This is a genomic window from Sorangium sp. So ce836, from assembly GCF_028553905.1.
Classification (GTDB): Bacteria; Myxococcota_A; Polyangia; order Polyangiales; family Polyangiaceae; genus Sorangium; species Sorangium cellulosum_D.
The window spans coordinates 4,330,001-4,355,622 of sequence record NZ_CP102233.1 but is presented as its reverse complement, the minus strand read 5'-3'; the positions used below and the strand labels follow the sequence as shown (position 1 = coordinate 4,355,622).

Genomic DNA, 25,622 nt, shown 5'->3' with positions numbered 1-25,622 from the left:
AACGCAACGGGCAACGCAACGGGCGCGCCGGGCGGGCCACGGTCGGCCTCGCCGCGGTCAGATCACATGGCGACCTCGCCGCGGTCAATCACATGCGGACCACCGCGCTGCCCCACGTGAGCCCGCCGCCGAGCGCGCACAAGAGCACGTGATGCCCGGGCAAGATCCGCCCGTCGCGGAGCGCCTCGTCGAGCGCGATCGCGACCGAGCCGGCGCTGGCCCCGGCCGCGCTCTCGCCGTCGAGCGCGCCGAGGACGCGCTGCCGCGGGCACCCGAGGCGATCGGCGAGGTGCGCGGCGAGCTGCGCGTCGGCGTGGTGCGGGATCACCCAGTCGACGTCCGCGGGCGCGAGCCCGGCCGAGGCGAGCGCCGCGAGCGCCTGCGCGCCGAGGTGCTCCTCCACGGCCTGGCGCAGCTCGGGCTGCTTCACGCGCAGGTACTGCCGCCGGTCGGCGAGCCGCTCGACCGTGAGCGGCTCCGCGGAGCCGCCGCCGGGGACCTGGAGCACGTCGGCCCTCTTCCCGTCGGCGCGGAGGCTGACGCTCAGGATCCCGCGCCCGTCGCCGGCCGCCGGGCCGACGACGACCGCGCCGGCGCCGTCGCCGAAGAGCTGGGCCGAGGCCCGGTCGCGCGGATCCAGGCGGCGCGAGAGCAGGTCCGCGCCGATCACGAGCACGTGCTTCATGGTCCCCGCCGCGACGAACTGGCTCGCCACGGACAGCCCGTAGAGGAAGCCCGTCAGCGAGGCGGACAGGTCGAACGACGGGATGAGCTCGGCGCCGAGCTTCTGCTGCACGTACACCGCGGTCGCCGGCATCGGCGCGTCACCGCTCGATGTCGCGAGGATGATCATTTCGAGGTCGCGCGGCCCGAGGCCGGCCGCGTCGAGGGCCGCCTTCGCCGCCCTCGTCGCCAGGTCGCTCGTCGTCTCGCCGGCGGCGCCGCGGCGCCGCGCGTCGCCCGCGCTCGCGTCGGCCGCGGCGCCGTCCGCTGGCGGCGCGCCTGCGTGCGCCTCGCCCTCCGGGGCGGCGAGCGGCAGGGAGCGGCCTGTGCCGAGGATGCGCGCGCGGGGATTTCTGGCATCGGACGTCATTGGAAGCGGAGCCTACATCATGGGCTGCGGGTTGGGACGGGCGATCGCGCGCCGGGCCCGGTACACGGAATGCTTGAGTCGCGGACGCGCTCGGGTACATAAAGCGCCGCGATGGCTACGAGCTCCGAAGACAAAGACCGCCCCGACACGGACGACGCACCTTCCGGCGAGGCCGACGCGCAGGACACCAGCAGGGAGGACGGCGAGGGCCGCGCCGACGCAGCGGCCCCCGCGAGGGCCTCGCGCCCTGCGAAGCCGGCGGGCGCCGCGCGGCGCCCGGCGGGCAAGAAGCCCGGGGCGCGGCCTCGCGCGGCCGCCCAGCCGCAGGGCGGCTCGCTCGGCAAGAGCATGATCTTGTTCCTGATCATCATCGGCGGCCTGGCCGCGGCGTTCGCCTATTTCGGGCGCGAGCCCGCGCCCGGCGCGGCCGGTCCGAAGTGGAAGCCGGGCGACAAGGCGCAGGTCGAGGTCACCCTCGTGTCCAGCGACATCAAGGATCTCGCCTGCTGGTCGGCCGAGGAGATCAGCGGCCGGCACTGCGCGTTCGAGTCGCCCACCAAGGGCTGGTCCAAGGGTGACGCGGACGACAAGAAGCTGCTCCGTCCTTACACGACGACCGACCGCGTCCAGTTCCTCGCCTCCGGCCTCTGGAGCGAGCCCGCCCTCACGGGCAAGCTGCCGTCCGCACGGTTCGCGGTGAAGTGCACCTACACCGTCGAAGGCAAGATGAAGAAGCCCGGCATCCGCTGGTCCAGCGAGGGCGCTTGGCTCGACAGGACGGATGACTGGTACACGGGGCTCTTGTCGGAGTGCAAGCTCATCAACCCCTGATGTCGCAGGCGCTGCCGCGTTCGCCTGCGTCGCACGCGGCCCGTGCCGCACGACGCGGCGCATGCGGCGCGCCGAGCGTGCTGCGCCATGGCTCTCGTGTGACCGCGACCCTCCGTGGTAGTGTCATGATCGGCTTGGAGGTGCTCATGCCCAGTCATCGGGTGACCGCATTGGTGTCGTTGACCGCATTGTTCGCCGTTGCTGGATGTGAAGCTGACCCGGGCACCGTGAACGTTCTGCCGATCTACGTCACCGTATCGAGCTCCTCCGGCGGGGGCGAGGGCGGAGCGGCCGGGACGACGACGACCACCACCACCACCGTCTCCACGACGAGCGCCGGCGGCGAGGGCGGCGCGGGGGGCGTGGCGTGCACGTGCGACGCCGGGCTCTCGTGCTGTGGACCGGCCTGCGTCAACCTGGCCAACGATCCGCACAACTGCGGAACGTGCGGCACGCGCTGCCCCGACGAGCAGGCGTGCATCCAGGGCGAGTGCAAGGATCCCTGCGATCCGAACTTCGGGTGCGAAGAGGGCATCTGCTGCGGGGTGCAGTGCTGCCTCGGCGGCGCGATCTGCTGCGACTACGGGACCAACGCCGAGGCGCCCGACCTGCACTGCCAGCAGCCGGAGAATGGGACCTGCCCGCTCGCCTGCACCGGCTGCGGGAGCTGACGGACATCGACAGCGGCGCGCGTCGGCGCCTCGCGCGCCGCTCCCGTGAGCTGCGCGCGGCGCGCCGGCCTGCTGCGCGCCGCGCGCGGCTCCCGTGCGGCGCGCGCCGCCCTGCCGAGCGCGCGCATCGCCCTCGCGCGGCGCTCGCGCGCGGACGGCTCACGCCTTGCCGAAGGCCTTGCCCGGGTACTTCCGCTCGAAGTGCCCCACGACGCCGCGGCCGATCGCCTCGATCGTGAGCCCGGCGATCCCCATCTTGATGGCGGGTCCGACCAAGGGGACGAAGCCGACCGCCCGCGTGGCGAGGACTTTCAAGCCTCGCCCGAGGATGGCGAAGCTCCCGCCGGCGGCGGTCGTCGCCACGGAGCCGACGCTCTCGCCGTAGATCTCGCCGATCATCGTCATCATGTGGGTCTCGATCGCGACGAGCCCGGCGGACGTCGAGATCGGGAGCGGGAGCGCGGCGAACGCGGCGCCGCCGATCGCGTAGCGGTGAACCCAGCGAAGAGCTTCATCCCTGCACGTCGTCATGCCTCGAGGTTGCCGCAAGTCGCGCCGTCCGTCCATCGCGCACCGCGCCGACGCCGCGGGCGCGACATCGGCCCGGGCGCACGGCATGTCGTGTGTGCGCTGCCTTCCCTGCCGGCGGGAATCGCGCATGCATGACCGTCGCTCGGCTCGACCTCCGCGCTCGCGCCCGGAGGGCGGCCCCGAGGCCATGCGACCCCGCGAGGGGATGTCGAGCCGTCGGAGCCCGCGGCGACCCGGGCTCCAGCGAGGTGCCCATGACAGCGCGACCCGCGCCCTTCCGCCTGCCCTACCTCTGCGCCTGCGCCGCCCTCGCGGCGTGCGGCGCGGCGCCACGTCCCGCCACGCCCGGAGCGGAGCCGCCGCCGGGCCACGAGGGCGCGGGGACGCCTTTCGCCGAGCGCGTCCCGCTGTTCGAGGACATCGGCTCGCTCCATCACCCCGGCGCGCCGCTTCCCCGACGATCTCGACGCCAGCGCCCTCTTCGCCGAGGCGCTCATGGACCTGCGCAGGAACCGCGCGAAGGACCTGCTCGAGATCGCCTCGCTCGTGCTGGAGAGCCAGATCGCCTCGGAGCGCGGCCAGGCCGGCGCCGCCGTCCGCATGCTCCAGGCGGCCGTCCGCGTCGAGGACACGCTGCGCTATTTCGAGCCGCCGGACTGGCCCGAGCCGGTCCGCCACACGCTCGGGGCGGCGCTCCTCACAGCGGGTCGGCCGCGCGACACCGAGGCGGCTTATCGCGAGGATCTGGCCCGTAATCCCGACAACGGCTGGTCCCTCTCGGGCCTCGAGCAGAGCCTGCGCGCACAGGGCAGGGAAGAGGAGTCGGCCGCCGCACACGAGCGCTTCGAGCGCGCCTTCGCGCGAGCCGACGTGCAGCTGTCCGGGTCGCGCCCGTGAATGTCCGGCCTCGAGCGGCCGCGGACGACGAGGAAAAGCGCGCTTCGCCGGCATCCGCCTCGATTCAATCTGCTACGTTGATGGGGTGTTGTGCGCGAAGCTTGGACTCTCAGCGCTCCTGTGTCTCTTCTCTTTCACTGTCAGCCTGTGCGCCGCGTCGCTCCTCGGTTGCGAGGACACCGAGCTCCCGCCGTCTACGTACGTCCCGCGGGACGACGCCGGCGAGCCCCCGTGTGCGCCGGGGCAACTCCGCGGCATGAGCGGGTGTATCTCCGTGGGCGTCCAGGGATGTACCGGCGATTTGGTCGGCGAGGACGGGTTCTGCCGTCCCGCGCTCGAGCGGTGCTCGCCCGGGGCCGTCCCGGCGTTCGACGGGGGCTGCGTCGACGTCGGGATCCCCGGGTGTGCAGCGGAGTTCGTGGAGGGCGGCGGCTGTCATCCCACGATGGCCAAGTGCCCGGAAGGGACGTTCGCGGTCCCGCAGAAGGGGTGTATCTCCATCGACGGCCCAGACGGTTGCGGCTCGGGGCCGTGGGGCCAAGTCGCCGAGGCGCCCGGCGACATCCATGTCGATCCGAGCTACGCGGGTGGGGGCGGCGACGGGTCGCGAGACAGGCCGTTCACGACGCTGGCGGAGGCGCTCTCGGCGGTGCAGGCGGACGGCCGCGTCGTCCTGGCCGAGGGCGAGTACGACGAGCCGGTCGAGATCTCGAAGCCCATCGAGCTGGTCGGGCGGTGCGCCTCCCGGGTCGTGCTCCGGGGCGAGCAGAGCGATCCGAGCGGCAACGTCAGCGCGGTCTGGATTCATGACGTCGAGGGCGCCGGCGTGCGCGGCGTGAGCGTGATCAGCCCGTCCATCGGGGTGTTCGTCCAGGCGGCGGAGGTCTCGGTGCGCGACGTCCGCGTGACGGGCGAGAGCGGCAGCGGCGTCGTGGTCGCGCTCCCCGGCGCGAGCCTCGAGCTATCGCGCAGCCTGGTCCAGGCGTCGTGGGCGGGCGAGGGCACGGGCGATCAGTGGACGAGCGTGCTGGTCATGTCCGGGGCGCGGGCGCGGCTCACCGAGAGCGCGTTGATCGACGGCACGGTCCACCTGCGCATCACCTCCGACGCGGAGGGGGTGGTCGCCGAGGGCAACCTCCTGGAGATCACCGACCAGCAGGCGGCAACGACCGACTCGGTCGGCGTGATCCTGGAATCGGGCGCGCTGCAGCTCGACGCGAGCGCCCTCGTCCACCACCGCCTGGGCGCGCTGGTGACGGGCGCCTCCGCGGAGCTTGCCGCGACGCGCGCCCTCTTCGCCGCTCCCCCCGAGGGGGCGCTGGAGGCCGGCGACGTGGTCGTGGAGCAGGGCGCTCGCGCGACGCTCGAGGGCAGCGTGCTGTCCGGCGCGTGCGACGCGCAGCTCGTCGTCGCGGGCGCCGGCACGGCGGTCGAGGTGTCCGGCACCCTCTTCCAGGGCGCGGCCGCCGCGGAGGCGGGCCGCCTCGGGTACGCCGTCGAGCAGCGGGGCGGCGCGCTCTCGCTGTCGTCGAGCGCCGTGCGCCAGGCCGGCGACGCGGGCCTGGTCGTGTCGGGCGGGACGTTCTCCGCCAGGGGCGTGGTCGTCGCGGGCACGCGCGCGCGCCCGATCCATCGGGATCGCGCGGCTGGCGTGCTGGTGCACGGCGCGCGCGCCACGCTGGCGTCGACGATCGTCCTGGGGGCCCATGTTGCGGGCATCGCCGCGTCCCAGGGCGCGGAGCTCGAGCTCACGGAGAGCCTCATCGAGGGAACGCGGCCGGAGGAGCGCGACGGCACCGGCGGCGTCGGCCTGCTGAGCGCCGGGTCGGCGCGGATCGTCGTCCAGCGGTCGGCGGTGCTGGAGAGCCGCGTGGCGGGCATGCTGCTGCTCGCCGCGCCGAGCACGGTGGAAGACACGATCATCCAGGGGGTCGAGAGCGGGACGTTCTCCACGCTGAGCGTCGGCGGGCAGATGGAGTCGGTTTCGGACCTGGGCGATGGGCTCCTCGTCCTCCGTTCGAAGGCGCAGGTGCGCTCGGTGCAGGTGGAGGGCTGCGCGCGCGCCGGGCTGCTCTTCGGCGACAGCGACGGCGCGCTCGCGCACTCTCGCTCCACGGGCAACCGGTTCGGCCTGGTCGTGCAGGGCACGCGGGCGCCGGAGCTGTCGCAGGACAACACCTTCGAGGACAACCAGGAGAGCGATCACGTCACCGAGGGCGCCCTCCCCGTCCCGAGCAGCGCCGCGCCCGCCCCGTGACGCGCGCCCGCTGGACGCAGCGCGCCCCCCGCCGTGTAGCTACACCGAGAAGAACTGACGAATTTTCTCGAGGAGCGCGGTCGTCTTGGCCTCCTCGGCGCCGGCGCGGGCGCGGCGCACCGACACGCTCTCGTCGAGCGCCGACTGCCGCGCGGCCAGCACCTCCGTGATCTTCTCGGCGATGTCGGGCGCCGCCGCGAGGATCTCGTGGAAGGCCTCCTTGTCGACCTTCACGAGCTCGCAATCGCTCACCGCCTGGATGGTCGCGCTGCGCGGCTCCCCGGTCATCAGCGACATCTCGCCGAAGAACTTACCCGGGCCGAGGCGCGCCACCTCGGCCGTGCTGCCGCCCTCGCGCCCCACGACGACCGAGACCTCGCCCGACTGCACGATGAAGAGCTCGTGCCCCGCGGCCCCCTGCCGGATCACGATCTCTCCGGTCATGTAGCTGCACGTCTTCGACAGCGTCGCGAGCCGGTCGAGGAGCGGCGGGGGGAGCGCGGCGAGGAAGTCGACGACGCGCAGCGACTGCAGGCGGCGCTGCCGCTCGTCGGCCTCGCTGCGCGCCTGCGACTCGGACGGCGCCTCGGCCATCCGGACGACGCGGGTGGGGAACGGGACCGCGATGCCCTCGCGGTGGAACGCGTACCAGATCCGCTGACGAACGTCCGAGTCGACGCGATCGCGGCGGGCGAAGTCTTCGATGAAGAAGCAGACCTGATAACCGATGCTGCTCTCGTCGAACCTCGCGGCGAGCACGAACGGCGGCGGCGCGAGCAGCACCCCGGGCGCCGAGGCCACGGCGCCGAGCAGCGCCTGCTCCACGAGCCGCGGCGACACCTCGTAGGGGCCCCGCACCTCGATCGTGCGCCGCGCGATGGCGGTGGGCTTCGTGAAGTTCCGGATCGTGCTCTTCGCGAGCGTGCCGTTCGGGATCGTGAGCTCGATCTGATCGTTCGTGAGGACCGTGGTCGCGCGCCAGTTGATCTCGATGACCCGGCCGATGAGCCTCGGATCCGGGTCGATCTGGATCCAGTCCCCCACCTCGAACGGCCGCTGCGCCTGGATCGCGAGCCCGGCGAACAGGTTCCCGAGCGTCTCCTGGAGCGAGAGGCCGATCACCGCGGTGAGCAGCGCCGAGGTGGTGAGCAGCGATCCCGGCTCGACCCCGGCCGCGCGGAGCGTGATGAGCGCGACGCCCGCGTAGACGAGCCCCTGGATGATGTCGTGGATGATCCTGGAGAGCGGCCGCCCGAGGCGCACGCCGAGGATCAGGTCGACGACGAGGAGGAAGGCGGCGCGACCGAGCGCGGTCAGGAGCAGGAAGAGCGCGACGACCGAGAGCGTCACGCGAAGCGACGACGCCGGATCGAGCGGGATCCGGGCGAGCAGCGCCGCCACGTGGAGGACGAGCAGCGCGACCGGCAGGCGCAGCTTCCCGCGCTGGACTCTCGGCATCAGCAGCCGCAGCGCGAGGAGCAGCGCGGCGGCGATCCCGATGCCGATGGCGCCCGACGACGCGATCCGCACGAGCACGTCCGAGATGGTTGCGGCGCCGCGCATGGCGGCCGATGGTAGAGCTCCGCCTGCCCCTGTCACAATCGCGTCGCGCGCGGGCTTCGGGACCGTCACGGCGCCCCTCATCGGCTGCGCCTGCGGCGCGCGTCGCCTGCCGAGGCCGCCGCGATCGCCGGGCGCGCGCCGGGGCGCCCCGCGCTGCGGCGGATGGCGTCGCCGAGAGCTCGCGTCGATGTCGCCGGAACGACGTCGGTCGGGCCTCACGATCGCGCCGATGACGACGATCGCTCACCTCACGGACTTTCATCTCCTCGAGGCGGATCACGACCGCCGCCGCGGCGCCGAGCGGTGGCGGCTTCGTTATCTGAGCTTCGGCCGCCCCATCGACGCCGCGCAGCGCCGCCGCCGCGCGCTCGCCGCGCTCGTCGAGGCGTGGCGGAGCGGGGCGGACCACCTGGTGCTCACCGGCGACCTCACCGAAGACGGGACGCCCGCCCAGTTCGAGGTGCTCGCCGCGGTGCTCTCGGAGAGCGGCTGGGACCCGGCTCGCGTCACGCTGGTGCCTGGCAACCACGACGCGTATGGCGGGGGCGACGCGTGGGAGCGCGCCCTGGAAGGCTGTCTCCGCCCCTTCGCGGCCACCAGCGGGCGAGGGGCGGTGGTCGCCCTCCCGGGGGCCGCCGTCACGGCGGTATCGACGGCCATGATGCAGCCGGTGACCCGCTCGGCGGGGGCGATCGCGGACCGCGAGCTCGCGCGCGTCGCCGCGCTCGCCGCCGAGACGCGCCGCTCGGGCGACGCGCTCGTGCTCGCCCAGCACCACCCGCCGCTCCCGCACCCGATCGGCGCGATGCAGTGGCTGGACGGCCTCATCAACAGCTCCGAGCTCATGGCGCTGCTCCACGAGCACGATCACCTCCACGTGATCCACGGCCACACGCACCGGGAACACGACGCGCCCGTGCGCTCCGGCGCGCCCCCTCGCATCTTCTGCGCGCAGGCGCTCGTGGACGGACCTTCTCCGCTGCGGTTCTACCGTGTGCGTTACGGGCGCCTTCTCTCGGAGCGCACGCGGGTCCGGAGCGGCGCGTCGACGTTCGCGTTGGCGTAGAATCTCTCACATGCACTGGAGGCGCGATCGCCCCTCACCGCCCTCTTTTCGCCGGAGACGTGGCTCGTATAGAGTCCTCGCCGGATCATGAAATCCTTTGTCTTGCTCAGGGGCACGGTCACCCTCGTTGCTGTCTCGGCGTTCGCGGCCCTCCCGGGCTGCGGCGGCGCCGAGCCCACGCCTGCGGCGCCGGTGATGCGCGACGCCGAGCCTGTCGAGGCGTCGCGTCCGACGATGAGCTCGCGGTCCGAGATCGGCGGCATGAACGAGGAGAAGGTGCAGGCGGCGTTCGAGCGCGCCTCTCTGCGGCTCTCGCGCTGCTACCAGAAGGGCGTCGAGCGGATCCCCTATCTCGGCGGCGAGATCCGCTTCAAGGTCCGGGTGACCGAGGAGGGCACGGCGCGCTGGGCGTTCGTGAAGGACTCGACGCTCGGCGATCGCGAGACCGAGGCGTGCATGCTCAAGGTCCTGAAGGCGACGAAGTGGCCGAAGCCCGTCGGCGGAGAGGGCCTGGCGGAGAACAGCTTCACCTTCGAGCCGAGCAGCGACGAGCGCCCGCCGGTGCCGTGGACGCCCGACCAGCTCGGGACGCCGTACAAGAAGGCGCGGCCGGCGCTCGCGTCGTGCCGGAGCCAGGCGGGCGGCACCCAGCTCAAGGCGACGCTCTACATCGACACCGACGGCAGGCCGCTCAGCGTGGGCGTCTCCAGCGCCGACGAACGGGGCGAGGAGGCGGCCGAGTGTGTCGCCGGCGCGCTCCGCGAGATCACCTTCCCCTCCCCCGGCAGCTACGCGTCGAAGGTGAGCGTCGACATCGACTGACGCCGCTCGCTGCCGGCTGCTCGCACGCCGTGCCGGCGCCGGCGGTCGCGCCGAAAGCCGCCGGATCCCGGCCCGGTCGGGCGTGGAGGACGGCCGCTGGCGCTGTCCACTGGGCGCGAAATCTCCCGCCCTTGCTGGGCGGCGCGCCCCGCGGGACTGCGCTACGCTCCGGTCGTGGGCAAGGTCCTCTGGCAGATCCTGGCGCTCTTGTGGAAGGTGGCTCGCCTCGTCCTGTGGAAGTGGCTGAAGCCGCGGCTGATGAGGCTGATGATGCTCACCGCGGCGTTCGTCGGGGTGATCCTGCTCGTGGTGGCCGTGCTCGGCAGGCTGTAGGGCGGTTCTCGCGGGACGGGCGGGCGCCGCTGGCTTGTCCGCGGTGGCTTCCGGCAAGTAGTCTCTCCGGCTTGCATGGCTAGCTCACCGTCCTCCTTGCTCCTCGCGGCCCTGACGTGCGCGATCGCGTCGGGGGGCGCCGCCGCTTGCTCGGAAGAGAGCCCCGCCGCGGCGACGCCGGCCTCGCTCGAGGCCGATGTGCCGCGCGTCCCTGCCGAAGCCGAAGCCGACGCGCGCCGCGCCCCCGCCGAAGCCGACGCGCCGCGCGCCGCGGTCGTCGAGGCCGACGCGCCGCGCGCCGCGGTCGTCGAGGCCGACGCGCCGCGCGCCGCGGTCGTCGAGGCGGCGCACGTCGCGAACGCGCCGGCCCCGGTCCAGGCGGAGGACGGAGCGACGCCGGCGAGCGCGACGAAGGAGGGCGCGCGCATCTATTCGAAGGCGCGGTTTGCCTGGATCAACCCCGGCCCGTACCCGACGCGGGGCTGGAGCGGTTACCTGGGCCTCGGCGGGTCCGTCGCGCTCCGCGGCGGCAGCGTCGAGGCCGCGCGGACGCCGGGGGAGGGCTGCGACGCGTGGTACGCCGTCGAGCCGCGGGGCTACATCTGCGCCGGCGCCAGCGCCACGGTCGACCCGAGCGACCCGGTCGTGGTCGCGTTGCGGCCGCACGCGCCGAAGATCGACTCGCCGTGGCCCTACGACTACGCGGAGTCGACCGGCGCGCCGCGCTACCCGCGGCTCCCGACCGCGAAGGAGCAGCGGCGCTCCGAGTGGGACCTCGAGGCGCACCTCGCGAGCGTCGCGAAGGTGCGCGCCGCCGAGGGGTTGAGCGACGAAGCTATCCGGGAGATCGACGAGGCGCTCGTGGGCGTCGATCTGAAGCCCGCGGGCGTCTCCGCCCCGGCGCTGTTTCCCTTCGGCGACCTCGTGCGCGAGGCGCGCGACCGGATCGTGAACGGCTCGACGGTGGCGTTCACCCGGGCGTTCGACGCGCAGGACCGGACCTGGGTCGTGACCTCGGACCAGACGTACATGCCGAAGGATCGGCTGAAGCCCTACCCGCGCTCGAGCTTCCAGGGCGTGTGGCTGAAGGACGGGCGTTCGCTCCCGCTCGCGTTCTTCCGCAAGACCGATCGGCCGAAGTACCAGCGGGGCGCCGGCGGCCGCTTCGAGCCCACGGGCGCGTCGTTCGCGCGGCTCGCCTCGGTCGGGCTCACGGGCCGCGCCGAGGTCGAGGACGGCGCGCGGTTCCTCGAGACGCAGGATCCGGGGGTCTACGTGCTCGCCGACGACGCCGTGGTGATCGAGGCGGCGAAGCGCTCGCCGCTCGAGGGCGAGAACGATCCCTCGTCGCCGCCGCGCAAGTGGATCGAGATCAGCGTGCTCGGCGGCTGGTTCGTCGCCTACGAAGAGCTCACCCCGGTCTTCGCCACGCTGATCTCGCCGGGGCGCGGCGGCGTCCCGCGGAAGGGCATCCCCGCCATCGAGACCGCGGCGACGCCGACGGGGCGCTTCCGCATCGACGGGAAGTTCGTGACGGCGACGATGGTGTCGAGCTCGAACGACAGCATCGTCCACTCCGAGGTGCAGTTCGTGCAGAACTTCCACGGCCCCCACGCGCTGCACGGCGCGTACTGGCACGACGCCTGGGGCGAGCTGAAGAGCGGCGGCTGCGTCAACCTCTCCCCCATCGACGCGAAGCAGATGTTCGCCTGGACCGACCCGCCGGTCCCGGACGGGTGGCACGGCCTGCGCGCCTCTCGCGACGCCGGCCGCTCCACGGTCGTCCTCATTCACCGCTGATCGCGCGCGCCATCCGGTCCACGAGCCGCGGCGCGGCCTCCGCGAACGCCTCCGGCTCGAGCAGCAGTCCGACCACGAGGAAGCCGTCGCGCGGCATGTCGAAGAAGTAGCCGGGGTGGACGATGATCCCCTCGTCGCGCACGAGCAGCTCGACCCAGCCGTCCTCGTCGTGCACGCGCGGGACCTCCAGCGTCGCGTACCACCCGCCGTCGATCGGCAGCCGCCGGACCGCGCCCCCGGCGCGCGCCGCGATCGCCGCGTCGAGCGCCGCCAGGTTCGCCTGCACGCGCGACAGGATCGCGCGCTGGACGGGCGCCCGCGCGGCGAGGATCTCCGGCAGCGCGAGCTGCACCGGGGTGCCGACCGAGAGGTAGGTATCGGCGATGATCTCGAGCCGCTCCACCGCCGCGGCGGCGAGCTCCGGCGGCCCCGAGACCGCGATCCAGCCGAGCTTGAGCTGCGGCAAGGCCATCACCTTGGACAGCCCGCTCAACACGAAGGTCAGCGCCTGCCGCCGGCCGGCGAAGCTCGGCAGGCGGTCCGGGGAGAGGTCTCCGTGCGCGTAGTCGCCGAAGACCTCGTCGACGATCAGCGCGAGGCCGCGATCCCGGGCGCACGCCTCGAGCGCCGCGGCGTCGTCGCGGCGCACGAAGGAGCCGGTCGGGTTGTTCGGGTGGACGAGCACCACCCCGCGCGTCCGCTCGCCGGCGGCGCGCTCCAGCGCGCCGAGGTCGATGCGCCACCCCTCCTCCTTGAGGAGCGGGTACGGCGTGAGCGCGACGTCCTCCAGGCAGGCGAGGTACTCGAGGAGCGGGTACGACGGCACCGGGACGAGCACGTCGTCGCCGCGCTCGGCGAGCAGCTTGAGCAGCCAGCCGTACGCCTCGCTGGTGCTCGCCGTCAGCACGACGCCCGCCGGATCCACGTCGATCCCGCGCTCGCTGTAGTACCGCGACACCGCGGCGCGCGCGGCGGGGTCGCCGAGCGGCAGCGGCGCGTACGTGGAGCCGCGCGGCTCGCCCAGGCGCGCGATGAGCGGCGCCGTCTCGACGATCCCGCAGCGCGTCGGGTTCGACTCGGTGAAGTCGACCAGCGAGCGCCCTGCCCGGCGGGCCTCGACGAGGACGGACGCGAGCCGGTTCTCCGAGAGATCCCACCCCGTGCGCGCCGCGAACCGGAGCGGCCTCGGCGCGGGCGCGCGCCCCGCGTCCGCCTCTTCCGTGGAAGGTCGATCTGCGCTCACCCGTCTCTCCATGGTCCCTGATCCATCGTCGTCGTGGTCTGCCCTGTCGTGCCGCCCGGCCACGGTGACATGGGCCGCGCCGGACGGCAGCCGGGGCGCGGGCCTCCGGGCGCGACGCCGAGCCCCGCGGGTGGCGGGCGCTCAGCCGCGGCGCCGTCGGCGCGCCGCGAGCGCGGCGGCCAGGGCGCCCGCGAGCCCGACGGCGACGCGGCTTGCCGGCCCCTCCCGGTCAGCGCCGGCGGCCGCGCAGGTGCACGCGCCGCTCGTCACCTCGAGCTCGCCGTTCGCCATCCACACGTCGCTCCCGACCGGGAGCTCGCGCGCGCCGAGCGAGACGCCGTCGTAGAGCACGTCGACGGCCAGCGTGGCGCCGCCGGAGCCGCGAGGCGCTGCGACCGCGAACCGCCACAGCCCGCGGCGCACCTCCGTGAGCGGCGCGTGCATCGCCCCGCCTTGGAGCGCGACCGTGAGCTTGTCGGCGGGGACCCTCACCGGGGCCCCGTCCGCGCGTCGCAGCTCGATCGTCCCCCAGACGGGCCAGGACGGGTCGGGCCTCGCGTAGGTGCTCGACAGCACGTACCAGCTCCTGTCGAGCGCCGGCGTGTTGTCCCCGGCCTCGGCGGCCTCCAGCGCCAGTCGCGTGCCCTCGAGATCGAGCACGCCGGGCCCGAGCTGCGCCTCGAGCGGCACGGCGCCCCTCGGGTACCGCGCGCCCGCCTGGAGCGCCTCGGTGACCTCTGCCTGGGTCAGGTTCGGGTTGACCTGGAAGAGCAGCGCGATGGCGCCTGCGACCTGCGGGGCCGACATCGACGAGCCCGACGCGATCGCGTGGTAGTCGTCGACGACGAAGCAGGGTTGGTCGTCGGGGCACCCGGGCGTGTCGAACAGCCCTCCGGGGCCATCGCGCGGGTCGACCCCGCTCCCCATCGCGGCCGCGACCAGGCCGCCGGGCGCGCTGATCTCGGGCTTGGCCACCCCGAACGGCGTGGGGCCGGCCGCGCTGAAGTAGCAGGCGCTGTCCTCCTGGATCGCCTCGCCGTCGAGGCTCATGAGACGAATGCTCGTCGAGCTCCCCTGCGGCTGCCAGCGGACGCGGTTGATGGTGCATCCCACGGCGAGCAGGCCGGGGTGGCTGGCGGGCACGTTGATCGTCCCCTGCTTGATGCCGCGCGTGAACTGGAGCCCGAGGTCGTGCGACGCCGAGACGTCGCCGAGCCCCGTCACCCAGAGCTGCGCGTCCCCGCGGCCTTTCAGGTGGATCGCGAACTCGCCCGCCTTCCATGCCCCGCTGAAGGCCACGACGGCGCTGTTCGTGTTCGCGTCGATGGGCTTCCCGTTCGCGATCCGGTTGATCACGGCGCCCGTGGTCTCGCCGTCGTCGGCGGTGTAGCCGGCGCTCTCCCCGGGCTCGATCAGGTCGATCCACGTCTCGCCGCCCGGCCCCTCGAGGCCGACCGACACCTCGTCCCCGGGTCGGAACGTGATCCAGACGTATCCCTCCCCGGTCGACGCCCTCGGCGTGCGGATGGGCACGCGCGTGTCGGCGTACGGCGAGACGTGCGCCTCCGTGTGGATCCCCATCGGTCCTTCGCCGTCGATCTCGTAGAGCGCGCCGCTGTTGCCGGCGGCGACGACGATCGCGCGTCCCGGGTGATTGTCGCCGACCATCGCGGCGAGCCCTGCCTCGAGCGGGCTCGTCCCGTCGTGAGGCCCGAAATCGCTCCCGACGCTCAGGTTGACGACCGCCGGCATGCCGAGCTCCTCCGCGCGGTCGAAGATGAACCGCACCGCCTTGAGGATGTCCGGATCCTCGAAGCCCTCCCCGGGCAGCGAGGGCGCGGCGACGATCAGGGTCGCGGCCGGCGCCACCCCGACGTACCGCGGCCGCGCCGTGACCATCGGCCCGCCGTTGCCCGCCGCGATGGAAGCCACGTGCGTGCCGTGCCCCGCGATGTCGCGGACAACGCGCAGATCCCCGCTCTCGAGCATGGCGTCGAGATCGGCGTCGGAGAGGATAGCGCACCGCGACTGGTTCGGGTCATCGCACCCGTAGTCCTCCTCGAGCTGCGCGTGCAGCCCTTTGGGCCTCCCCGCCTGAAGCAACCATCTGATCCGCGTCTTGCCGTCCTTGCGCCGGAAATCCGGGTGGGCCACGTCGATGCCGGTGTCGACGATGCCGACGATCACCCCGGTGCCGTCCGCCCCGGTGGCCTTCCGGTACGGGTCGACGCGGATCCACACCTTGGACCGATCGAGCTGGGGCTGCCGCGGCGGTCCTGTGAACAGCGAGAGCTCCGGGTGCGCGTCGGCGAAGGCGCCGACGTCGCCGGGCGCGAGCCGGACGGTCCCGAAGCCCGGCGCGACCGGGAGCAGGCCGAGCGACCGCGCGTCGGCGCCGGCGGGCAGCGGCACCAGCACCGGGATGCGCCCGCCCGGATCGGCGAGCGGGTGCCGCCCGAGGCGCGGGCTGAGCAGGCGCGCCACCGCCGGGGCCGGGACGTCGGCGCGCGCCTCGCCTGCCGCGAGAGCGAGGCCGAGCAGCGCGAGGGAGAGCGGGAGCCTGCGGGCGAGCACGCGGCGAGTCTACACCACCTTCGCGCGCGGCCGGCCCAGCGGAGCGCGCGGCCGGCCCAGCGGAGCGCGCGGCCCTCGCGGCGCGCCCTCGCTGACGCCGCGGCGAGCCGCGCGCCGCGCGCCTGCCGGCGCGCCGCTCACACCGGCGGGACGAGGTGCTTCTTGCGCGGCCGCTCTTCGACCTTGCCGGCGTACCGCTCGAAGCGGCGCGCCACCTCGCGGCGGAGGTTCGCCGCCGGCACGACCGCGTCGATCACGAGCTCGCTCGCGAGCTTCTCCAGGTCGACGTCCGCGCGGTACTCGTCGCGCAGCTTCTGGACGAGCGCGTCGCGCTCCGGCCCCGCCGGTATCGCCTGGATCTTGTTGAAGTAAACGGCGTTCACCGCCGCGCTCGGCCCCATCACCGCGATGGACGCCGAGGGCAGCGCGATGCACTCGTCCGGCGCGAACGCCGGCCCGCACATCGCGTAGAGCCCGGCGCCGTACGCCTTGCGCACGACGACGGACAGCTTCGGCACGGTCGCCTCGCTCACCGCGGCGATCATCTTCGCGCCGGCCCGGATGATCCCCTGCCGCTCGACGACGGTCCCGATCATGAAGCCGGGCACGTCGGCGAGGTACAGGAGCGGGATGTTGAAGGCGTCGCACAGCCAGATGAACCGCGCCGCCTTGTCGGCCGAGTCCACGAACAGCACGCCGCCCTTGTACTTCGGCTGGTTCGCGACGATCCCGACCGCCCGCCCCTCGATGCGCGCGAGCCCCGTGACGATCTCCCTCGCGTACAGCTTCTTGATCTCGACGAAGCTGCCCTCGTCGATGACCGCGTCGATCACGGCCATGATGTCGAACGGCTTGTTCTCGTCCGCGGGGATCACGTCCTCGAGCGGCCGTTGCCCTGGCTTCTCCGGCCTCGGCTCGACGCGGGGCGGGGCCTCCGCGGAGCTCTGGGGCATCAACGCGAGGTAGCGCTTCGCGAACGCGATCGCCTCCTCCTCGGTCTTCACGAGCACGTCCCCGCATCCCGAGACCGAGCAGTGCATGCGCGCGCCGCCGAGCTCTTCGAGCGTGACCTTCTCGCCGATCACCATCTCCGCCATCCGCGGCGAGCCCAGGTACATGCTCGCGTTGCTCTCGACCATGCACACGACGTCGCAGAACGCCGGGATGTACGCGCCCCCCGCCGCCGACGGGCCGAACAGCAGGCAGATCTGCGGCACCAGGCCGCTCAGCTCGACCTGGTTGTAGAAGATCCGGCCTGCGCCGCGCCTCCCGGGGAACATCTCGATCTGGTCGGTGATCCGCGCCCCCGCCGAGTCGACGAGGTAGAGCAGCGGGCAGCGGAGGCGCCGCGCGGTCTCCTGTACGCGCAGGATCTTCTCGACGGTGCGGCGCCCCCACGAGCCGGCCTTCACCGTCGAGTCGTTCGCCATCACGCACACCGGGCGTCCGGCCACGGTCCCGCTGCCCGTGATGACGCCGTCGGCCGGCAGCTCGGGATCCAGCGCGTTGGCGAGCGCCGCGTCCTCGATGAAGCTCCCTTCATCGAGGAGCAGCGCGACGCGCTGCCGCGCGAACAGCTTGCCCTGCTCCGCGTTCTTGTCGTGGTATTTCTGCGCGCCCCCCTTCTCGATGCGCGCCGTGAGCTCCCTCAGCTTCTGATCGAGCGACATGGCGCGACCCATAGCCCTAAGCGCGCCGGGCGACCACCTCCCGCGCCGCCGTTTCGAGCTCCCGCGCGGTCCGGGCGACCAGCACCTTGGTCGACGCCGCGGCGTAGCGCAGCATCGCGCTGTCCCCCGTCCCCCAGGCGCCGGGCCCCTCGGGGCAAACCCAGAGCAGCGCCCGCGCCCGGTCGCGGAGCCTCCGCGCGACCTCCGCCTCGTCCGCGAAGTAGTTCGTGCGCCCGTCGCCGAGGATCACGAGGGTCACCCGCCGGTCCACGTCCCGGCCGTACCGCTCCTCGAAGGCGCGGAGGACGCGCCCGTAGTTCGAGTTGTGCGCCCGGCTCACCACCTCGCCGCGCTGGATGCGCTCGAGCGCCGCGCCCACCGGCATCGCCGCGAAGAGCTCGGTCGTCTCGGCGAGCTCGCTCACGAAGACGAACGAGCGCGTCCGGTCGAAGAGCTCCTGCGCCGCGCAGACGAACTCGAGCATGAACCGCGCGGCGACGCGGACCGAATCCGACACGTCGCACAGCACCATGAGGCGCGGCTTGTCGCGCCGGCGCGCCCGCCGGGCGGGCTGGAAGGGGACGCCGCCGGTCTGGAGGCTGCGCCGCAGCGTCCGGTGCGGATCGATCCTGCCGCGCCGCGCGCGGCGCCTCCGGAGCCTCTCGGCGCCGCGGAGCCGCTCGGACAGCGCCCGCACGGCGCGGCGCACCTCGTCCATCTCGCCTTCGCCGAGCGAGGCGAACGGCACGTCCATGCGGCCGGGGGCCGCGGGCTCCTCGCCCTCGAGGCGCCGGAGCGTCAGCGTCACGTGCTCGCGCACGCGGTGCCGCATCCGCTCCATCTCGGCGGCGAGCGCGTCGGCGAGGGCCCTCCCCCGGTCCTCGCCGAGCGCTTCCTCGAGCGCGCTCCGGATCCGCCGCAGCGCGCTGGCGACGGCGGGCACCCCGAGCTGATCCATCACCCGCTGCGCGAAGAACCCGACCTGGAGCGAGCTCGTCATCGGCGCGAGCACGCGCGCGATCCCCGCCGACCGGAGCGCCTGGTCGAGCTCCCCTGCGGTCCCTGCGAGCGCCTGGAACCCGAGCGCGTCGCCGGACGCGCCGCTCCGCTCCGCCGCCGCGGTCAGCAGATCGCGGAGGGCGGAGAGCTCCCCCTCCGAGAACCCTCGCTCCCGGAGGCGCGCCCACAGGTCGCCGACGTGCGCGCCCTCCGGGGAGAAGAAGCGGTCGAAGCAGGCGCGGTACCGGCAGAGGTCGGCGGCGCGCTCGACGACCACCGCGCCGATGGCGTCCCGCAGCCTCGCGCGGTCGCCGAACCCGACGAGGGCGCACGCGCGCGCGGCCTCGATGGCCTGCGCCGTCGACACCGCGAAGCCGTCGCGCCGCAGCGCCCACAGGAATTCGTCGATGGAGAGGAGCATGGAGGGCCTTGCCCGGTCGCCCGCGGCCCGCGGCGGCTACGGCGCCGGCGCAGGCTCTGCGAGCAGCGCCTGGAGGAGCTTCTCGACCTGGGCGTGCCGGGACGGGTCGTACCCGACCACCACGTCGCGGATGACGCCCTTCTTGTCGATCACGAACATCGTGGGGAGCGCCTTGACGCCGTAGGCCGCGGAGGTCGACTCCGAGGCGTCCGAGGCGACCGCGTAGCGCATGGACAGGGCCTGCGCCGTCTTCGTCGCGACGCCCACGCTGTCGGTCGTCAGGCCGATGACCTGCAGCCCCTGCGCGGCGTACGTCGTGTGCCACTTCGAGAGCTGCGGGGCCATCAGGCGGCACGGCCCGCACCAGGTGGCCCAGAAATCGAGGAGCACCACGTTTCCGCGCAGCGCCCCGATGTTCGCCGGAACGGTCCCCGCCACGGTGGCGAGCGGCTTCCAGCCGGGCGCGAAGGTGCCGATCTTGTCGAGGCGAAGGATCTGATCGTGCCCCGGGAACGGCACCAGCGTCGGCGCGACCTCTCGCTCCTGCCCGCCGCGTCGGATCCGGAGGTTCACCACGTTACCCGGCCCCGCGAGCGCGACGCGGGCGACCAGCTGCTTCGGATCTTCGAGCGGCACGCCATCCGCCGCGACGACCTGGTCCCCGTCCACGATGCCCGCCTTGGCCGCCGGCGAGCTGGTGACGACGTGCTTCGCGACGACCCCCCCGGCCGGTCCGGGCGCCAGCTCCACGCCCAGCCAGGCGCGGCGAGACGCTTCCTGGGCGACCGCCTGTGAGGCCCCTCCCATCAGCGCAGCGCCTGACAGCGCCACCAGCGTTGCAGCGAAGAGGGCGCGCCACGCGCGGCCTCGCCTGGAAGAGGCCAGGTGCATCCTGGCAGTGTAGCATCTCGACCGGTGCGGTCCCGACCCCGCCTCCCTGCGTGGTGCGCGCTCGCTGTGGCGACCCTGGCCTCGCCGATCCTCTCGATGGAGGCGCAGTCCCGTCCCGGGTGGGCGCTCTTGCCCCTCGGCTGTGCGCCGTCGCGCTCCCGGGCGCCCCACGAGGAGGCAACCGCGTGGATCGAGCGCGGCTCCAGCCCCGTCGCCGAGCCGCGCGCATCGGCCGTTGCGCCCGCGGAGCCTGCGCCCGCGGAGCCGTCGGCCTGGGAGCTCGCCGGGCAGCTCGCGAGCTTCACGCCGGCCACGGGGCGGGCTCGCTCCCAGCATTTCACCGGCGAGATGGAGGCGGAGGTGCGTATCAACGCGGCCGCCGCTCCCTACCCGGCGCTCGGCCCGGCTCGCGCGCTCCCGCCGGGCGCGGCCTTGGTCGAGCTCCACTACCCGGCGGGCTCGCCGGAGCCGGTGACGCTGCTCGCCATGGTGAAGCGCTCGGCCGGCTACGACCCTGACGGCGGCGACTGGGAGTACCTCGTCCTCACGCCGCAGGGCACGTCCACCCACCGCGGCGCCTTATCTCTCTGCAAACGTTGCCACGCGGACGCCCCGCACGACCATCTCTTCGGAGGCCCGCGATAGCGCGTCGCGTCAAGCCGCTTCGTCGACGAGTGGCTCAACTCCGCAAAGATTGCGGGCCACGTCCCCCGGCGCGACACCGCTGCCCGAGCCCTGGTGGTGCGGGGCTCCGTGAGCATCGAGGAAACGGCTTAGAAACCTGAATATTCCGCCGGGGCGTTCCTCTCCGAGGGCCTGCCGGGGTCGACGCCGCGCAATGGCACGGAGGCTGCTCTAGGCGGAATTGACCGTGTTCTTCGCTGTGGGCTGCAGCGTGTCGCGGTCCTCCTCCCTCCTGACGGGCCTCGTTAGCTTGCGCTTGGTCGTGCAGCTGGTGCGACTTCGCCTCGTCTGTCGCGCAGCTGCTGCTTGGCTTACGTCTTTTGCTGTCCTGTCTGCTTGGCCTGCTCGCCTCGTGGTGCGCTTCAGAGCTTCGCTTGTTTTCGAGAGCGTGTGAGAGCGCGCGGCCATTCCGTGACGGAATCGCCGCGCGCCATGTTTTTGTCCTGCGACCGGGTGCCCCGGCGGTCGACTCCGCGCGCGTGGCCGACCACGTCGCTGCGTGGCTCGCTCGCTCGGTCGTCTCGTTCGTACGGCGGTGCGACGGCCGCGAGGCGGGCTCAGCCGTGTACGGGAGCCAATCGACCGGAGGGGGCAACGAGGATCGAGCGGCGTTTGCCCGTAAAAGCCGCGCCCTTGAGCGAGCGACCTCGAGCCTCGATCACTTTTCCTTTGACAGGTCGCTCCGGGGCGTATAAACGCCGGCACTCACTTCGCACGAACGAGTGCGACGCGAGGAGCGCGGTGGCGTAGCCACGTCTTGCTGCTTTTCTTTACAGAGCGCCCATAGCTCAGCTGGATAGAGCATCGGCCTACGAAGCCGGGGGTCGGAAGTTCGAATCTTCCTGGGCGCGCCTGATCGGTTGTGTGACAGATCCAGAGACCCACATGGATGACGGAGCCGAGGCGCTCCTCTCCGCCGTGTCGCGACCGGAGGATACCGGCGTCGAGGATGCTGCTGGCATCGACGTGATGCGGATGCGCGAGGCGCTCGCCGAGGCCGAGGCCGCAGCCGCCGCTGGCGATGTGCCGGTCGGAGCGCTCATCGTCGATGCGGCGGGGGTCGTGCTGGCGCGCGGCCGGAACCGGCGCGAGATCGATCAAGATCCGACCGGACACGCCGAGGTCGACGCGCTGCGGGCGGCGGCGAGGCAGCTGGGCCGGTGGCGGCTCGAAGGGGCGACGGTGTACGCGACGCTGGAGCCGTGTCCCATGTGCGCGGGCGCGCTCGTCAACGCCCGGATTGCGCGGCTCGTCTACGGTTGTCCGGATCCGAAGGCAGGGGCGGTCGACACGCTCTTTGCGATCGGGCGCGACACCCGGCTCAACCATCGCTTCGCGGTCACGTCGGGTGTGCTCGCGGACGAGTGCGCTGCCCTGCTTCGCGCGTTCTTCGCCAAGCTCCGGACGGCCGCGCTGCGGCGCTGACGGCGAGGCCCGCGGGGGCGCGGGTCGGATGCAGCGGCTCGGCTGTGGGGCCCGCCAGAGCGCCGCGCGGGCGCACGTCGTGGTGCGGGTTGACGGCGAAGGCCACGAGGGCGCCGGACGAGGGCCGCGCGGACGCGGGTCAGGGCGCCGTCCAGGCGCCTCCCTGCTCCTCGGGTCGATCCTCGATGGCTTCGCCGCCGTCTCCGGCGGGTTGCCGGGGCGCGAGATGGGGCGCGGGGGAGCCTCGCACGACGGTCTCCTGCAGCCCCTTCTCGAGCTCCTCGTCGGAGATCCGGTTGCGCCTGCGCGCGATCTGCATGAGCTTGCGCAGGTACTCGCTCCATGCGGGCGTCACCTCCCCGCTCGCATCGAAGTGCTGCACGCTCGGGTTGGGCAGGATCGATGCGATGTAGAGCGCCTGTCCGAGCGAGAGCTGCGCCGCCGACGCGTTGAAGTAGTGCCGCGCGGCGGCGCCGATGCCGTAGACCAGCGGTCCGAACTCCACCACGTTCAGGTAGAGCTCCATGATCTGCTCCTTGGTGAGCTCCTGCTCGAGGTACATCGTGAGCAGGGTCTCCTGGAGCTTGCGCGCCACGCTCTTGGTCCGCTCGAGATACAGGTTCTTGGCGAGCTGCATGCTGACGGTGCTCGCCCCCCGCACGAACCGCCTCTTCCGGAGGTTCTCGCGGATCGAGTTCTTGATGGCTTCCTCGTCGAACCCGTGGTGCCGATGGAAGCCGCCGTCCTCCGTGGTCAGCACGGCGACCTCCATGAAGCGGGAGATGTCCTCGTACGGCACCCACTCGGCGGTCCCCGGCCCGGACTCGATCTCGACGCGCTGGCCGCCCGGTCCGTAGACCAGGCGCCGGAACGCGCGCTTGAAGCGATCGACGCTCAGCTCCGGCGGCATCTCGGTCACGCGGCAGGTGTTGGAGATGCCCCAGTCCAGCGAGAAGGTCCGATCCAGGTTGGCGGTATCGAAGCGAAGCTTCCCCTCGATCCCGAACGAGCCGGCGAGCCTCATGCCGTGGAGCTTCGCCACTACCCCCTTGGGCGCCGAGTCCAGCATCGATTGACACGCCGAGAGGGGCACCTCGAAGCTGCCGCGGACCCGGTGCGAAGCCCCGGCTTGCTCGTACTCGCCGCGCGCGATCAGCCGCAGGGCGCCGAGGTCGATCTCGGCGTCCTCTGCGACGATCTTGGACCCGTCGAGCTTGCCGTTCGCCTTCGCCCGCCATGCCAGGTCGAGCCCGGCTATCGGCTCGTCTGCCAGGGCTGCGCTCCGCAAGGAGAGGTTCTTCAGCCTCCCTTCGCCGTCGACGCCCAGCGTCTGGCCATCGGCCGACAGGACCACCCGCGCGCGGCTCACGATCGAGGTCCGCGCCACGTCGAACAGCCCCATGTCGCCCTCATGGACACCGAGGGTCGAGAGCCAGATGGGCCCCCCGTGTACATCGGCGACGATCTCCTGCGGGGTCTCCTTCGCGTCATTGATGGGCACGCGAAGCCGGAAGGTGAGTGCCTGCTGGGCGTCGGAGCCGGCGGTCGAGATCGCCGCCTCGCCGGGAGAGAGCTCCACCACGAGGGAGCCGGCCTCGCGCCGTACGGCGAGGCTGCCCGGTCCCAGGTTGAGCATATCCGTCCTGCGCTTGAGGCGTGCGGTGATCCCTGCGACGTCGACTTTTGCTCCCTCGCCGAGCGCCAGATCGATCATCCGGGCCGCCCGCAGGAGCGCCTCTCGCACCGCGAGCCCGCGGTTCTGGCCCGTGTCGTCCCTCTCGACCGGTTCCGCCGCCCTCTTGATCTGTGCCGGCCGGGTGTTCCCACCCCGCTCGGGCGCCACCTGGGGTTCGGGCTCGACCTCCGGGAGCGTCACCTCGGCGTCGATGGCCGCAGCCGAGAGCTCGCTCACCTGGTAACGAGCCTGCTCTCGGGCGAGCACCAGCCGGCCCTCTCGGACCGAGAAGGCGGCGCGTCCCAGGGATAGCATCGCTTCCTGCGCGAAGATGGAGGTCCGCCCCTCGGCGCGCGCCAGGTGTACCCCGGTCGCGGACAGGCTCTCTCTGGGCGCGTCGGTTCGATCGGTCCAGACGAGCTTCAGCCCCTCCAGGTCGGTGCTCCCGCCCCCCTCGCTCGGGACGACGCCGGTGCGCCCTGGCGTCTGCCCAGCCCGCCATGTCTCGAGCTCGTGGAGGATCGCCTCCTGCGGGCCGATGGCGGAGACCGTGCCCCCGCGCATCGCGACGCGGCGTCCCGAGAAGCCGAGCGCGACGGCGACCTCATCCAGTCGGATGGCGATGCTTGGCGCGCCTCGCAGCCGAACGTCCACGCCTCTCAGCGAGACGCCGTGCCACGTAGGTCGAACCTGCTCGATCGCCAGCGACGCCCCGTATCCTGCGGCAGCTTTCTCCGCCTGGTAGCGCACGAACGGCGCAAACCCGACGATGAGCCCGCAGCCGAGGGCGCCACCGGCGATCACCGCGATGCTCTTGCGCCTGGATCCCAAGGTTCCCCTAGGGTAGCAACGCCTGGCCGCCGGGAGAAAGTCGCTCCGTCACCCAGAGAGCGCCGAACCACTCCCTGCCGGTGCTCACGCCGCCAATCGAAGCCGAGATCGGCCCCGTCGCCGCGCGACGCCGGCAGCTCCCGAGGCCCAACAGAGCCCAGGACAAAAAAAAACCTGCGCACGGCTCGCACCATGCGCAGGTTCGAAGAAAATCCCGGCGGCGTCCTACTCTCCCACCAGGTTGCCCTGGCAGTACCATCGGCTCCAAGAAGCTTAACTTCCGAGTTCGGTATGGGATCGGGTGTGACCTTCTCGATATCACCACCGGAAACTTGTGGGTGCGTCCAATCGGAACCCTACGGAGCCCGCTTTCGCGACGCTCTGCTCTTTTACGCAGGGCCAGCTGTGTCACGCTGCTCGTCACCCGAACTCCGGGCGCGATGCTTCGATGTTTGCCTTAGAAGTATGGTCAAGCCGCACGACCTATTAGTACCGGTTAGCTCCGCCGATTGCTCGGCTTCCACACCCGGCCTATCAACCTCGTGGTCTACGAGGGGTCTTTAGGGGCCTTGCGGCCCGGGACACCTAGTCTTGAGGTCGGCTTCCCGCTTAGATGCTTTCAGCGGTTATCCGTTCCGTACATGGCTACCCGGCTATGCCCTTGGCAGGACAACCGGAGCACCAGAGGTACGTCCACCCAGGTCCTCTCGTACTATGGGCAGCTCCTCTCAAGTGTCCTACGCCCACGGCAGATAGGGACCAAACTGTCTCACGACGTTTTAAACCCAGCTCGCGTACCGCTTTAATCGGCGAACAGCCGAACCCTTGGGACCTGCTCCAGCCCCAGGATGCGATGGGCCGACATCGAGGTGCCAAACCGCGCCGCCGATATGAACTCTCAGGCGCGATCAGCCTGTTATCCCCAGAGTACCTTTTATCCGATGAGCGATGGCCCTTCCATACAGAACCACCGGATCACTAACGCCTGCTTTCGCACCTGTTCGACCTGTCGGTCTCACAGTTAAGCTCCCTTGTGCGTTTGCACTCTACGCCTGGTTTCCAATCAGGCTGAGGGAACCTTCGCACGCCTCCGTTACTTTTTAGGAGGCGACCGCCCCAGTCAAACTGCCCACCAGGCAGTGTCCCCGACCCAGTTCATGGGCCCAGGTTAGATTTCCAGAATACCCAGGGTGGTATTTCAACGTTGGCTCGGCCGAACCCAGAAGCCCGGCTTCATAGCCTCCCACCTATCCTACGCAGAATATCCCGAAAATCACTGCCAAGTTGCAGTAAAGGTTCATGGGGTCTTTCCGTCTTGCCGCGGGTAGAGGGTATCTTCACCCCC

19 protein-coding genes, 1 tRNA gene and 2 rRNA genes (1 of these 22 cut by a window edge) are annotated in these 25,622 nt (G+C 72.3%); 11 read left to right on the top strand and 11 right to left on the bottom strand.

The window, feature by feature from the left end:
* Window positions 1-88: 88 nt before the first annotated feature.
* Entirely contained in the window at window positions 89-1,093 is a 1,005-nt protein-coding gene (locus NQZ70_RS16080) for a beta-ketoacyl-ACP synthase 3 (RefSeq protein WP_129574989.1), read from the bottom strand.
* A 111-nt stretch (window positions 1,094-1,204) separates the two neighbouring features.
* On the opposite strand from NQZ70_RS16080, the gene NQZ70_RS16075 reads away from it, so the two are divergent.
* Window positions 1,205-1,924, top strand: coding sequence for a hypothetical protein (locus NQZ70_RS16075; protein WP_129574988.1), 720 nt, complete (start codon window positions 1,205-1,207; stop codon window positions 1,922-1,924).
* 227 nt (window positions 1,925-2,151) lie between these two features.
* Entirely contained in the window at window positions 2,152-2,595 is a 444-nt protein-coding gene (locus tag NQZ70_RS16070; RefSeq protein ID WP_129574987.1) for a hypothetical protein, read from the top strand.
* Between the two features lie 159 nt (window positions 2,596-2,754).
* On the opposite strand, the gene NQZ70_RS16065 is transcribed toward NQZ70_RS16070, so the two are convergent.
* Complete coding sequence (locus tag NQZ70_RS16065) at window positions 2,755-3,126, bottom strand: hypothetical protein (RefSeq protein ID WP_129574986.1); 372 nt, start codon at window positions 3,124-3,126, stop codon at window positions 2,755-2,757.
* A gap of 495 nt (window positions 3,127-3,621) precedes the next feature.
* Here NQZ70_RS16065 and NQZ70_RS16060 point away from each other — a divergent pair, with 495 nt between their 5' ends.
* Entirely contained in the window at window positions 3,622-4,023 is a 402-nt protein-coding gene (locus NQZ70_RS16060; RefSeq protein WP_207217864.1) for a hypothetical protein, read from the top strand.
* Between the two features lie 256 nt (window positions 4,024-4,279).
* Window positions 4,280-6,280 (top strand): DUF1565 domain-containing protein, encoded by a 2,001-nt coding sequence (locus tag NQZ70_RS16055; RefSeq protein WP_129574985.1) that lies wholly within the window; start codon window positions 4,280-4,282, stop codon window positions 6,278-6,280.
* Between the two features lie 39 nt (window positions 6,281-6,319).
* Here the strand turns inward: NQZ70_RS16055 and NQZ70_RS16050 are convergent, their stop codons facing one another.
* Complete coding sequence (locus tag NQZ70_RS16050) at window positions 6,320-7,843, bottom strand: mechanosensitive ion channel family protein (RefSeq protein ID WP_165373984.1); 1,524 nt, start codon at window positions 7,841-7,843, stop codon at window positions 6,320-6,322.
* Window positions 7,844-8,072: 229 nt separating this feature from the next.
* Between NQZ70_RS16050 and NQZ70_RS16045 the strand changes: the two genes are divergently transcribed.
* The 4 genes from NQZ70_RS16045 to NQZ70_RS16030 all read left to right on the top strand — a co-directional run bounded on the left by NQZ70_RS16045 (window position 8,073) and on the right by NQZ70_RS16030 (window position 11,864).
* On the top strand, window positions 8,073-8,909 hold the full coding sequence (locus tag NQZ70_RS16045; RefSeq protein ID WP_165373983.1) for a metallophosphoesterase: 837 nt from the start codon (window positions 8,073-8,075) through the stop codon (window positions 8,907-8,909).
* Between the two features lie 87 nt (window positions 8,910-8,996).
* Window positions 8,997-9,731: an AgmX/PglI C-terminal domain-containing protein gene (locus NQZ70_RS16040; RefSeq protein WP_129574983.1), complete on the top strand. Its 735-nt coding sequence runs from the start codon at window positions 8,997-8,999 to the stop codon at window positions 9,729-9,731.
* A gap of 174 nt (window positions 9,732-9,905) precedes the next feature.
* A complete protein-coding gene (locus NQZ70_RS16035; RefSeq protein WP_165373982.1) occupies window positions 9,906-10,064 on the top strand; it encodes a hypothetical protein in 159 nt (52 codons plus the stop codon).
* A gap of 75 nt (window positions 10,065-10,139) precedes the next feature.
* On the top strand, window positions 10,140-11,864 hold the full coding sequence (locus tag NQZ70_RS16030; RefSeq protein ID WP_129574982.1) for a L,D-transpeptidase: 1,725 nt from the start codon (window positions 10,140-10,142) through the stop codon (window positions 11,862-11,864).
* Here the strand turns inward: NQZ70_RS16030 and NQZ70_RS16025 are convergent.
* The 5 genes from NQZ70_RS16025 to NQZ70_RS16005 all read right to left on the bottom strand — a co-directional run bounded on the left by NQZ70_RS16025 (window position 11,851) and on the right by NQZ70_RS16005 (window position 19,578).
* Complete coding sequence (locus NQZ70_RS16025; RefSeq protein ID WP_237245343.1) at window positions 11,851-13,107, bottom strand: pyridoxal phosphate-dependent aminotransferase; 1,257 nt, start codon at window positions 13,105-13,107, stop codon at window positions 11,851-11,853. The genes NQZ70_RS16030 and NQZ70_RS16025 overlap by 14 nt on opposite strands.
* A gap of 141 nt (window positions 13,108-13,248) precedes the next feature.
* Window positions 13,249-15,681, bottom strand: a complete 2,433-nt coding sequence (locus NQZ70_RS16020) for a S8 family serine peptidase (RefSeq protein WP_129574980.1) — start codon at window positions 15,679-15,681, stop codon at window positions 13,249-13,251.
* Between the two features lie 137 nt (window positions 15,682-15,818).
* Window positions 15,819-17,351 (bottom strand): acyl-CoA carboxylase subunit beta, encoded by a 1,533-nt coding sequence (locus NQZ70_RS16015; protein WP_129574979.1) that lies wholly within the window; start codon window positions 17,349-17,351, stop codon window positions 15,819-15,821.
* Window positions 17,352-17,367: 16 nt separating this feature from the next.
* Window positions 17,368-18,771, bottom strand: coding sequence for a VWA domain-containing protein (locus NQZ70_RS16010; RefSeq protein WP_129574978.1), 1,404 nt, complete (start codon window positions 18,769-18,771; stop codon window positions 17,368-17,370).
* Window positions 18,772-18,807: 36 nt separating this feature from the next.
* Window positions 18,808-19,578: a redoxin domain-containing protein gene (locus tag NQZ70_RS16005; RefSeq protein WP_165373981.1), complete on the bottom strand. Its 771-nt coding sequence runs from the start codon at window positions 19,576-19,578 to the stop codon at window positions 18,808-18,810.
* 108 nt (window positions 19,579-19,686) lie between these two features.
* Between NQZ70_RS16005 and NQZ70_RS16000 the strand changes: the two genes are divergently transcribed.
* The 3 genes from NQZ70_RS16000 to NQZ70_RS15990 all read left to right on the top strand — a co-directional run bounded on the left by NQZ70_RS16000 (window position 19,687) and on the right by NQZ70_RS15990 (window position 21,771).
* Window positions 19,687-20,307, top strand: a complete 621-nt coding sequence (locus tag NQZ70_RS16000; RefSeq protein ID WP_165373980.1) for a hypothetical protein — start codon at window positions 19,687-19,689, stop codon at window positions 20,305-20,307.
* A gap of 816 nt (window positions 20,308-21,123) precedes the next feature.
* A tRNA-Arg gene (locus NQZ70_RS15995) sits at window positions 21,124-21,197 on the top strand.
* A 34-nt stretch (window positions 21,198-21,231) separates the two neighbouring features.
* Window positions 21,232-21,771, top strand: a complete 540-nt coding sequence (locus NQZ70_RS15990; RefSeq protein WP_129574975.1) for a nucleoside deaminase — start codon at window positions 21,232-21,234, stop codon at window positions 21,769-21,771.
* A 139-nt stretch (window positions 21,772-21,910) separates the two neighbouring features.
* Here the strand turns inward: NQZ70_RS15990 and NQZ70_RS15985 are convergent, their stop codons facing one another.
* The 3 genes from NQZ70_RS15985 to NQZ70_RS15975 all read right to left on the bottom strand — a co-directional run.
* Window positions 21,911-24,277 (bottom strand): biosynthetic peptidoglycan transglycosylase, encoded by a 2,367-nt coding sequence (locus tag NQZ70_RS15985; RefSeq protein ID WP_237245342.1) that lies wholly within the window; start codon window positions 24,275-24,277, stop codon window positions 21,911-21,913.
* A 212-nt stretch (window positions 24,278-24,489) separates the two neighbouring features.
* Window positions 24,490-24,606, bottom strand: a 5S ribosomal RNA gene (rrf, locus tag NQZ70_RS15980).
* Between the two features lie 136 nt (window positions 24,607-24,742).
* Window positions 24,743-25,622, bottom strand: a 23S ribosomal RNA gene (locus NQZ70_RS15975) (it continues 2,127 nt past the right edge of the window).

Excerpts from the sequence above, each read along its gene's own strand:
- NQZ70_RS16065 (WP_129574986.1), bottom strand. The coding sequence starts at position 3,126 with ATGACGACGTGCAGGGATGAAGCTCTTCGCTGGGTTCACCGCTACGCG.
- NQZ70_RS16010 (WP_129574978.1), bottom strand. The coding sequence starts at position 18,771 with ATGCTCCTCTCCATCGACGAATTCCTGTGGGCGCTGCGGCGCGACGGC.
- NQZ70_RS16040 (WP_129574983.1), top strand. The coding sequence starts at position 8,997 with ATGAAATCCTTTGTCTTGCTCAGGGGCACGGTCACCCTCGTTGCTGTC.
- NQZ70_RS15990 (WP_129574975.1), top strand. The coding sequence starts at position 21,232 with ATGGATGACGGAGCCGAGGCGCTCCTCTCCGCCGTGTCGCGACCGGAG.
- NQZ70_RS16080 (WP_129574989.1), bottom strand. The coding sequence starts at position 1,093 with ATGACGTCCGATGCCAGAAATCCCCGCGCGCGCATCCTCGGCACAGGC.
- NQZ70_RS16030 (WP_129574982.1), top strand. The coding sequence starts at position 10,140 with ATGGCTAGCTCACCGTCCTCCTTGCTCCTCGCGGCCCTGACGTGCGCG.
- NQZ70_RS16005 (WP_165373981.1), bottom strand. The coding sequence starts at position 19,578 with ATGGGAGGGGCCTCACAGGCGGTCGCCCAGGAAGCGTCTCGCCGCGCC.
- NQZ70_RS16015 (WP_129574979.1), bottom strand. The coding sequence starts at position 17,351 with ATGTCGCTCGATCAGAAGCTGAGGGAGCTCACGGCGCGCATCGAGAAG.
- NQZ70_RS16055 (WP_129574985.1), top strand. The coding sequence starts at position 4,280 with ATGAGCGGGTGTATCTCCGTGGGCGTCCAGGGATGTACCGGCGATTTG.
- NQZ70_RS16045 (WP_165373983.1), top strand. The coding sequence starts at position 8,073 with ATGACGACGATCGCTCACCTCACGGACTTTCATCTCCTCGAGGCGGAT.
- NQZ70_RS16060 (WP_207217864.1), top strand. The coding sequence starts at position 3,622 with ATGGACCTGCGCAGGAACCGCGCGAAGGACCTGCTCGAGATCGCCTCG.
- NQZ70_RS16075 (WP_129574988.1), top strand. The coding sequence starts at position 1,205 with ATGGCTACGAGCTCCGAAGACAAAGACCGCCCCGACACGGACGACGCA.
- NQZ70_RS16050 (WP_165373984.1), bottom strand. The coding sequence starts at position 7,843 with ATGCGCGGCGCCGCAACCATCTCGGACGTGCTCGTGCGGATCGCGTCG.